The following is a 9,305-nucleotide window of genomic DNA, read 5'->3' on the forward strand; positions in this document are numbered from 1 at the left end:
CACTGTCCATGATATTTATTTAAATATTGCCATCTAAGCCTGAGAGTAATGTGAATAAAATACCAGCTTCGCGTAAATCATGCAGATTACCTATGATGTACTCGTCCGTAATGAGCGGTACTACATCCAACGGTACTGTATCTAACAGCTCTAAATTTAATCGTTCCAAAAGAGTTATATCAAGATTACTTTTTTCCATGTTCGTGATATCTAATTCGGCTTATGCACAAACACAAAACAATTTTCCTGAAGCGCCAGATTTCACCATCATTAAAGTGGACACGAAAGGTAGACCATATCAGTGTGAAGGTAACGCAATTATAATAACTGATGAGATAAAAACGAACCTAACAACACTTAAGTATTTTGGCACATCAATAAGTATCGATATATATGACAAAGAAACAGAACATTTAGATAAAACATTGTGTAACGCGTTAAATGTAATCCAGAAATACCATTATCTAGCATCGAACTACAGTACTTACCCACACGTCACTAATATTAAAAGCATCAATAATGAGCCAGAGAAAAAGCACACTATTGACCCTAAACTCACTGAGCTTATCCAAGCAAGTATTGACTGGTATGCTAAAACCAATGGCTATTTCAATATTGCATTATCGCCTGTTATCGATCTTTGGCGAGGTCATAGAGCCCAGTGTAAAGGCGAACGTAAACAACAGGATAAGTGCAGCATTCCTACTCAAAAAGCACTTGATTTAGCTAAGCCATTAACCAATATAGACAATATAACGTTAGACTCAGAACAAAATACCATAGAGATGCAAGCGGGTATGAGTATCGATCTTGGCGGTATCGCTAAAGGGTGGATGGCTGAAATGCTCTACAGACAATTGAAAAACGATGGCCTAAAAAACTTCATGATAAATGCAGGAGGCAATATTAGGCATTACGGCATTCATCCTCAAGGGCGACTGTTTGCGACAGCTGTAGAAAACCCAGTATGTAAAAAATATAATAATACTTTGCCTCAATGCCAACTCTTTGAAGAGCAATACCATGAGATAATAAGCGGTAATGATATCACTGTTGTATCCAGCGGTAATTATTTACGGTACTACAGGGTTAATGGTAAAGAATATCACCATATCATTAATCCTAAGACGTTATACCCAAAAGAATCTGGGATATCGACAACAATCGTGATGAATAGCAACCAACTCTTTGCCGATATTATTTCAACCGCGTTATTTTTAATGCCTATAGATGAGGCGATTAAATATACTAATAGTCACAATGAGATTGAAGCCGTTTGGTTCTTAAATGAAGCCGGCGATAAAGTAGAATCTAAAAAATTTGACGACTATAGATTAAAAAATGACTGAGCAATAATTTAAAGTTGATTTAAAATTAATTGATACATTAAATAAACTTCAATCAAGCAATGGAATTATAATATTAACCCGTAAACTAATTATAAAGTTACGGGTTATTTTTTATATAGCGGTTTTCCGCAATCGCAACTAAAGCGTGATTAGCTTCACTTAACGACCGCGTATTCCCAACATTTAGCGACAAAAGCGTCATAATAGCGTTTTAACTCTTGTTGAATCACCTATCTGTTGGGCTAAATGATGTTGGTAAAACTAGCTGGCCTAGTAAGCTTAAGTACTCTTATTTTCTGCTCTATTAGTGATGCCTACGCAGCACAATCGACTCAAGCCAGTCCAGTACGTGTCGGGGTGCTTGCTTTCACACATCCAGATACAGTAGAAAAGCGTTGGCAACCGACCATTGATAAATTAGAGGACGACTTAAATCATCCCTTTGAGCTGGTGGTGCTAACACCGACTCAACTTGATCAAGATGTTGCACAAGGCAAATTAGATTTCTTAATTACCAATGCGTTAACCGCGGTGAGCTACAAAAAGGATTATGGTACTAGCAGCATACTGACGTTGGTGTCTTTAAATAATAAGCAGCCGACGTTGTCCGTTGGTTCCGCATTAGTTACCCGTGCAGATGTCGACGTATCAAATATGGCGGTTCTTAAATATCTAACAGCGGTTTCTACAGATAAACAAGCATTTGGCGGATTTCAAATATTCGCAGGAGAGATGGCGCATAACGGCCTAAACCCGTTTAGCGATTTTAAACAGCTCAACTTTGTCGGCTTTCCACAACAGAAACTGCTCAATTTAGTATTAGATGGCAAGGCTGATATCGCAATATTACCAACCTGTGTTTTAGAGAACGCTGTGAGTAAAGGAGAGATAGCCCCAAATAGCCTGCATGTAGTGCTGACTAAACCACAGACTCACTTCAACTGCCAAAGCTCCAGTGCGCTTTATCCTTACTATTCATTCTCCAAATTAGGAAAAACAGATCATCTTTTGGCAACTCGCGTTGTTCGCTCATTGCTATCCATCACTAAAGATGAGCCCGCGGCTATCGTTGGCCGTTATGACTCTTGGTCTGCAACCGTCAATGATAGTGAAGTCTTTAAACTGTTAAAGCAGTTACAACAGTGGCCTTTTGTCACCAACTGGACCTCAATTTTTAAGAGTGCGCTTCCTTGGGTTATCGTCGTGTTAATCGTACTCTTACTCGGTTATATCTATCATTTACGAGTAAAGCGCTTAGTTGTTTTGCGTACCCAAGATCTTCAGGCTGAAGTTGAACAACATACCCAGACACAAAAAGCTTTACTAGAACAAACAAAGCAGTTCTATAAAGCCCAACGCGTATTATTAACGGGTGAAATGGCATCCGGTATCGCCCATGAGTTAAATCAACCATTAGCCGGGATCCGTTATTTAACTCAGGGCTGTATTTATCGATTATCAGATGATCAGGCTGATCTAAAAGATGCAATGACAAAGGCTATTCAGCAAGTCGATAGAGCTCAAGCAACCATTAAGCGCTTTAGGCATTTCTGTCAGCAACCCAGTGTTATGACACAGTGCAGTCTCAATCAGATTTTAGACGATACATTAAGCCTAATGGCCGCAGAGTTTGCCCGAATGCAAATAACACCAGCGATCAACTGCGAGCAAGTAGAATTACTCGCGGATCCAAGCTTACTCCAGCAAGTGCTAGTCAACATTATCCGTAATGCACTCGATGCCATGGAAGCCAGTAGCGATCCTAAGCTTTCAATCTCGCTAACCAAAGATAGACAGAAAGCCCATATTGTATTTATAGATAATGGTTGTGGCCTGAGTGACATCGCACTAGAACGTCTGTTTTTTCCCTTTGAAACATCTAAAGAGAATGGCTTAGGTCTTGGCATGGTGATCTGTAAGCGCATCATCGAGGAACATGATGGCCAAATAAAAGCGACCAGCAATTTCAATCAAGATACTCTGCCGCCACAAGCGGGTTTAACCATGACCATAACATTACCAATTAAGGAGTCCTTAAATGACTAATTTGTATCTAGTCGATGACGATCAAGCTGTATTAGACTCGCTAACCTGGATGTTGAACGGCCTAGGTTATCAACCTAAAGGCTTTAACTCTGCAGATGCCTTCTTACATCAAGTTGACTTGCATAGCCCGGGGATCGCAATCTTAGATGTACAGATGCCAGGAATGGATGGCAGTGCCCTATTAACTCATATGACCCAAGCACAGAGCCCTATTGCCGTTATCATGCTCAGTGGTCATGGCAGTATCGCGATGGCGGTACAAGCGATTCAAAAAGGTGCCCTCGATTTTTTAGAAAAACCCGTAGATGGCGATAAGCTTGTTCTACTGCTCAATCAGGCAAGTCAACAAACAGAGCAAACCATGCAGCTAAAGCTGGAGCGTCAAGCCTTAGGTGATAAGTTAGCGACTCTTACCCCAAGAGAGCATGAAGTAATGAACAAGGTACTTGAAGGCAAGCTTAATAAAGTTATCGCGGCAGAGCTCAATGTCGCCCAGCGAACCCTTGAACTACATCGTCAAAAAGTCATGCAAAAAATGCAGGTCAGTAACGTTGCAGAACTCGCATTCTTAATGGGAAAAAGGTAATGTAGAAGCGTTCAAGTAGAAGAAAACTGAGCCCTTGATACAGCGATATGTGATACCGCTAGGATTAAAGCGACTAGCCAGCTTTTAATTGATAACTCATATCCAGCAGCTCATATGTAGTCGTTTATATGTTTTAAATCATACGCAAGTAAACTTGCCGACACAGTAGATCACTAAGCGATTCGACTGCCAGGGCTACGGCCTGATTTGGCCCATCTGGCACAAAACTCCCAACCTTTGTCCTGGCAGACAAGCCCTGCACTATAGCGACTTTTTACCAGCAGTATCTTACGCGATTGAGTTAGCGATACTACAGAGGTAAACACCTCTTGAATGTTACGTTTTGCAATAAGGTTATCTGACATGCTCAAGTCTTGACCTGATGAACTACAGGTTAATGGCGCCACGTTTGAGGGGACAAAAACAAACATGCTAGGTATGAGCAGTAGATAACGGCTAAAGGAAATAAACGGTTTAGTTAAACCGCCAAAAAATAACACATTACCAGCTGCCATTGATGCTCCTTAATCACTAATAGCTCAAACAAAAAGCTATCAAATAGTAAGCATAACCCAAATAGCAGCAGATTCAACTCCTTGATTTGCCGATTAACTTTATACGGCTAATCGCACGCCTAACCGCCTACTCTACTTATCTTTTCCACAGGCGTTCTGATACGCAATAGAATAATTTTGCTTAAGCAGGCTTAATGTTGAAGCCTCACGAACATTGCGAGTTCGTCCGCGCAATGAAGACTCCACGAAAAGTGCAAACCATGCTTCTAGCACCGCACTATTTTTGTTTTCTCCAGCTGCTGACAGCGCCAGCGAGGCCACTTCAGCGGTGCCCAATTGAAAATCTCTCGCCCCTTTTCTCAGGGCATAAGCCGCTGCCGATTCTGGAGAGAAAGAAAATAGCGGAAATTGATGCAGATAATCACTCTTACGAAACATCTTAATAGCTTCACGCCAACTGCCGTCTAATAAGATAAAAAGCGGCTTTTTATCTTGGTCGAGTTTTGTTTTTTCTACGCGATCAACCACCGATTGTCCATCAACCGCATATTCTGCCGGAAAAATAACAAATGGCTGATACTTAGGATCGTTGATGATCGACAGCATCTTACGATTAGGTTCGTTACGTGACCAAATAAACGCATGCGTATCAGGAACAATATCTGCGATTAACCGTCCGCTGTTGCTAGGTTTAAGTACTTCATCATCGTACATGATCAGCATAAACGCTAAATCACTATCAATCTGCTTGCGCAAACTACAGGTACAAAGCGTCTCTGACAGCAAGCAACGTTGACAGCGTATTACATTCTTGCCCCTTGCAGTAAAAGGCCTTGAAGAGATAGCTTTTCTGTACTCATACAGTTGATGCACAGCATGTTTAGGCAAATTCATTTTCGCAAAACCTTTTTAGTAAAACTTTTGCGCCAAGTTATTTAGCAAAACTATTTAGCAAAAATTAGTCAAATGATAAAAGTATGAGAACAAAAAAGCCTACTAATAAGCAGGCTTTTTCATCACAAAAATCTTAAGCTTACAGGATACGCCTTAACAAAAAATCTGCTTTTAAGCGTTTAATGCGCTTCATGATCTTGCGTACAGGGGCTGGATAGTTATGCAATGTCTCGATTTGGCTGTAATGGAACAAACGCTCAGTATGCTCAAGAATATGCGTTTGCTCTTGTTCAAACTTTTCTTTCCAGCACTCACTTTCATCTTGCAGTAACAAACCGTTTTCTAAATCCAATGCCCATGCTCTTGGATTTAAGTTGCTACCCGTTATTAAATGGCGCTTACCGTCAGCACTGATCCCTTTTAAATGGAAACTATTACGACCATCTTTCCAAAGGTGAATATTCAGCTGACCGTTTTCTATTGCCCATTGCTGACGTTTAGCAAACTTTCTAAGTGACTGCTCATACATGTAAGGCAAAGCACCAATAGTAGAAAACTCTTCTTCTGGTGGAATATAGAAATCGTTAGACGTTTTATCCCCTACCACGATATCAATCTTCTTACCCTTACGCAGATGCTTAGCCAACGCCCTAACTAAAATGTATGGCGGATTAAAGTACGGCGTACAAATAAACAAAGTGTCTTCAGACTCTTCAACTAAGGCAACAATAACCCTATTAAGTTTGTTATTTTTACGGCCAAGACCAACTAAAGGTGTAACCCGGTTGCCTATTTTCGTCTGGCTAAACTGATACTCAGCTTTTGAAAGACGATGTTTAAGGCTACTGACCTCGCCTTTAGTTGGTAAATGCTCTGTTTCTTTAGGTTGAGTTAAAGAGCTGACAGCAACATCGTTAACGAGATATGTTTTCACCATGTCACGCATGCTGCGTGCAAGCTCTGCAGATTCAATCACATGGTAACGATCAAAACGGTATTTATCATCTTGATGCAGGTAGATGTTATTAATGCTTGCTCCACTAAAAACAACCGCGTCATCGATAACAAAACCTTTCAGGTGAAGTACACCCATAAACTCACGAGATTTAACCGGAACACCTAGAATATCAATTGGATATTCAGCGGCCTCGATCACCTTGCGATACATTAAATAATTACCGCTATCGCCTTTATGGCCAATAAGGCCACGACGTGCACGATGAAAATCAACGAGTACTTTTATATCAAGTTGAGGGTTCTGTTGCTTCGCATCCATCAGCGCTGCGAGGATCTCTCTCCCCGCTTCATCATCTTCTAAATAAAGTGCGGCGATATAAATAGAATGCGTTGCGCTTGCAATTCGAGATAACAATTCAGCTTTTAACGCTTTAGGCGTCAATAACCAAGAAAGCGAATCTGGTTGTAGCGGTATGCCACCTAGCTTACTCAGCAAGGCTCTCTCCTTAATAGTGCTGACCATCTTTAAAATATGTGCTTGGTTCAAGCTGTCTAAACATCACAATGATATGTTCTAGCCCCGGATAAACCTTTAATATGGCTTCACGGAGAACCTGTTCTGCACGATGGTGTGTTTGAGGATCTTTAGGGAACCATAACACCTCGACTTGAGCGATATCGGTGACTTTTTTGCCGTTACGATAATTGCTACTGTTGATCCAATCGAGTATGAAAGATTCTGGTTTTGACTGACAGATGTCGGCTAATGCCTCAAGTAAGTTGATACTCAGTGTTGCAATTACCGTTTCAGGTAAACCGCTAACTCTTACATGTGGCATAAAGATCCTCCTAGATAAGGGCATAGAAATTACCGATTTAACTGCCTTTGAGCAAGGTTTTTCTCTCAATATCGGTCTCTAGGACCAAATTTCGGTGGCTTCTTGCTCTGTTAGCCAAATATTTAGTCAGTTTGATACCATAAAATAACAGTAATATTTTATGAAAAAGCCCTATCGTTTGCTGTATGAGTCACTGATAAAAGCTGTGACTTTTGCTAATATAGCTCCCTTTTTTATCGTCCGAGATTAATTGATGAACCTAAAAACCCTGCTTACACTCGCTGTCATGCTCCTCGCTGCATGGGCTATTTTTCATTTTAAAGCGCAGCTAGGCTTCTTGGTGATCCCGCTATTTTTTAGCTTGGTTTTATTTGTCACACTGAAGCTGTATCGCCTAATGGAAAAAGATGAACCGACAGATAATGATTAGCCTAAACCCATTTTTATGAGTTCATAGCGATATGAGACCACTACAAGGATAATCTTTTGAGAATATGCTTTTTACAAACAGCCTTGTTTACCACAGCTTTAACGCTTTGTTTCTCGCCTGCTCTTGCATCTGCTAACGGCTACCTTGCAAATATTATTAAGGTTATTGAGCCAAAAACCTCGCAAACGGCTGTCGTTGTGAGTCCTATGACTCGCTCTGAAGCCAGTTACCGAAAGGATGCTGACCGGCTATTTGTTCCTGCCAGTACCATGAAACTGCTTACAGCGGTTTCCGCATCTTCTGCTTTAGGTAAAGCATTTACCTTTAACACTCAAATTGATGCATTTGTGGGAGTTAAAAATCAACGCATCGAGGGTGATGTGTTCTTACGCTTTGACGGTGATCCTACTCTCACCGCCGGTGATTTAAGATTGTTGTTTAAACAGCTCAAAGCACAAGGTTTGGAGCATATCGACGGCAACCTATATTTGGTCGGTGATCAAACCGAAACCTTACAAGCCCCTGGTTGGGTGTGGGATGATTTAGGGATCTGTTATGCCGCGCCGGTTTCACGTTATATTCTTAATAAGAATTGCGTAAAAGCGAAGCTAACCCCGTCACTGGCGACGAACCTAGGTAAACTCACCTTTAGCCAGTTTGAACCGGTTTCGATTACTAGTACCGCCGTATTTGACAAAGTGGGCAATCAGCCATTTTGCGAATTGAATCTTCAACGCCTTCAACATAATCAATTTATACTCAGTGGCTGCTATCAAGGGCAAAAGCCGTTAAAGCTTGCTATCGCCATCTCAGATCCGGCCCTTTACGCACAACGAACCCTTGCAAATATCCTAAACAATACCGGGATCACTTTAAAAGGGGATGTATTACTTACCAATAAACGCCCAGCTAATACCTTACTGCTCGCAGAGCATCAATCTAAGCCACTTTCAGCGCTTATTGAGACCATGTTACTAAAATCCGATAACTTAATTGCAGACAGCCTGTTAAAGCGTTTAGGGCAATACACTTATGGGGTGCCTGGTTCATTTGTAAACGGCAGCGCTGCTATGAAACATATTCTCACTCAGCAAGGAATCGATTTATCCACCGCAAATATCGTCGATGGTTCGGGTTTATCTCGCTACAACTTACTTAGTGCAGAACATTTAGCTCAAGTGTTATTGCTTATAAAGAATGATTTATCGCTTAATTATCTCATTGAACAACTACCTGTAGCGGGTGCGAGTGGTACCCTAAAGTATCGTGCAGGGTTTACAGCTGCACCGTTAAAAGAAAAGGTGCTGGCTAAAACAGGGTCAATGAAAGGCGTTGTTAATCTAGCAGGCTATATCAAGCAAGGTGATGAACTCACTAGTGCCTTTGTGATCTTAGAAAATGGTCAAAGTCCAGCAGTTAAAGACGTTGAGATCATGCCTTTTAGCGTATTGTTATTACAGTCGTTACTGCAAAGTGATCACTTAAGCACTCCGGCTCACAATAAAAATAACAAGCATAGCGAACCTTAAATTGTTGTTCGGACTTTCACCATTCCCGTTTGATAATCTTACATAAGCTAAAAACACAATAAAACAAAAACGCCACGTTAAGTGGTAATGCCGTTCACTTAAGGTGAACGGCATTTTTATTTTTGGCATACCGTTGAGGCCTTGGTTTTACTGTTCTGGG

Annotated in this window: 9 protein-coding genes; 5 read left to right on the forward strand and 4 right to left on the reverse strand. The window is 41.0% G+C overall.

Annotation, left to right across the window (positions count from 1 at the left end):
• Positions 1 to 110: 110 nt before the first annotated feature.
• From ACVBIK_RS18785 to ACVBIK_RS18795, 3 genes are all read left to right on the forward strand, one after another.
• On the forward strand, positions 111 to 1,349 hold the full coding sequence (locus tag ACVBIK_RS18785) for an FAD:protein FMN transferase (protein ID WP_447170260.1): 1,239 nt from the start codon (positions 111 to 113) through the stop codon (positions 1,347 to 1,349).
• A 249-nt stretch (positions 1,350 to 1,598) separates the two neighbouring features.
• Positions 1,599 to 3,395, forward strand: a complete 1,797-nt coding sequence (locus ACVBIK_RS18790) for a sensor histidine kinase (RefSeq protein ID WP_447170261.1) — start codon at positions 1,599 to 1,601, stop codon at positions 3,393 to 3,395.
• A complete protein-coding gene (locus ACVBIK_RS18795) occupies positions 3,388 to 3,981 on the forward strand; it encodes a response regulator transcription factor (RefSeq protein ID WP_447159317.1) in 594 nt (197 codons plus the stop codon). Before ACVBIK_RS18790 ends, ACVBIK_RS18795 begins: the two co-directional genes overlap by 8 nt.
• A 173-nt stretch (positions 3,982 to 4,154) precedes the next feature.
• Here ACVBIK_RS18795 and ACVBIK_RS18800 read toward each other — a convergent pair whose 3' ends face one another.
• From ACVBIK_RS18800 to ACVBIK_RS18815, 4 genes are all read right to left on the reverse strand, one after another.
• Entirely contained in the window at positions 4,155 to 4,496 is a 342-nt protein-coding gene (locus ACVBIK_RS18800) for a hypothetical protein (protein WP_447170262.1), read from the reverse strand.
• 132 nt (positions 4,497 to 4,628) lie between these two features.
• Positions 4,629 to 5,390, reverse strand: a complete 762-nt coding sequence (locus tag ACVBIK_RS18805; RefSeq protein WP_447170263.1) for a tRNA-uridine aminocarboxypropyltransferase — start codon at positions 5,388 to 5,390, stop codon at positions 4,629 to 4,631.
• Between the two features lie 139 nt (positions 5,391 to 5,529).
• On the reverse strand, positions 5,530 to 6,843 hold the full coding sequence (gene pssA / locus ACVBIK_RS18810) for a CDP-diacylglycerol--serine O-phosphatidyltransferase (protein WP_447159320.1): 1,314 nt from the start codon (positions 6,841 to 6,843) through the stop codon (positions 5,530 to 5,532).
• Between the two features lie 10 nt (positions 6,844 to 6,853).
• Positions 6,854 to 7,186, reverse strand: a complete 333-nt coding sequence (locus ACVBIK_RS18815) for a DUF1904 family protein (protein WP_447170264.1) — start codon at positions 7,184 to 7,186, stop codon at positions 6,854 to 6,856.
• A 253-nt stretch (positions 7,187 to 7,439) separates the two neighbouring features.
• Here ACVBIK_RS18815 and ACVBIK_RS18820 point away from each other — a divergent pair, with 253 nt between their 5' ends.
• On the forward strand, positions 7,440 to 7,616 hold the full coding sequence (locus ACVBIK_RS18820) for a hypothetical protein (protein ID WP_447159322.1): 177 nt from the start codon (positions 7,440 to 7,442) through the stop codon (positions 7,614 to 7,616).
• A 56-nt stretch (positions 7,617 to 7,672) separates the two neighbouring features.
• Positions 7,673 to 9,145 carry a D-alanyl-D-alanine carboxypeptidase/D-alanyl-D-alanine endopeptidase gene (gene dacB / locus ACVBIK_RS18825; protein ID WP_447162727.1) on the forward strand — a complete coding sequence of 491 codons (1,473 nt, stop codon included), beginning with the start codon at positions 7,673 to 7,675 and terminating at the stop codon, positions 9,143 to 9,145.
• The last annotated feature ends 160 nt before the right edge of the window (positions 9,146 to 9,305 follow it).

It is taken from the genome of Shewanella sp. 125m-1, assembly GCF_052977065.1.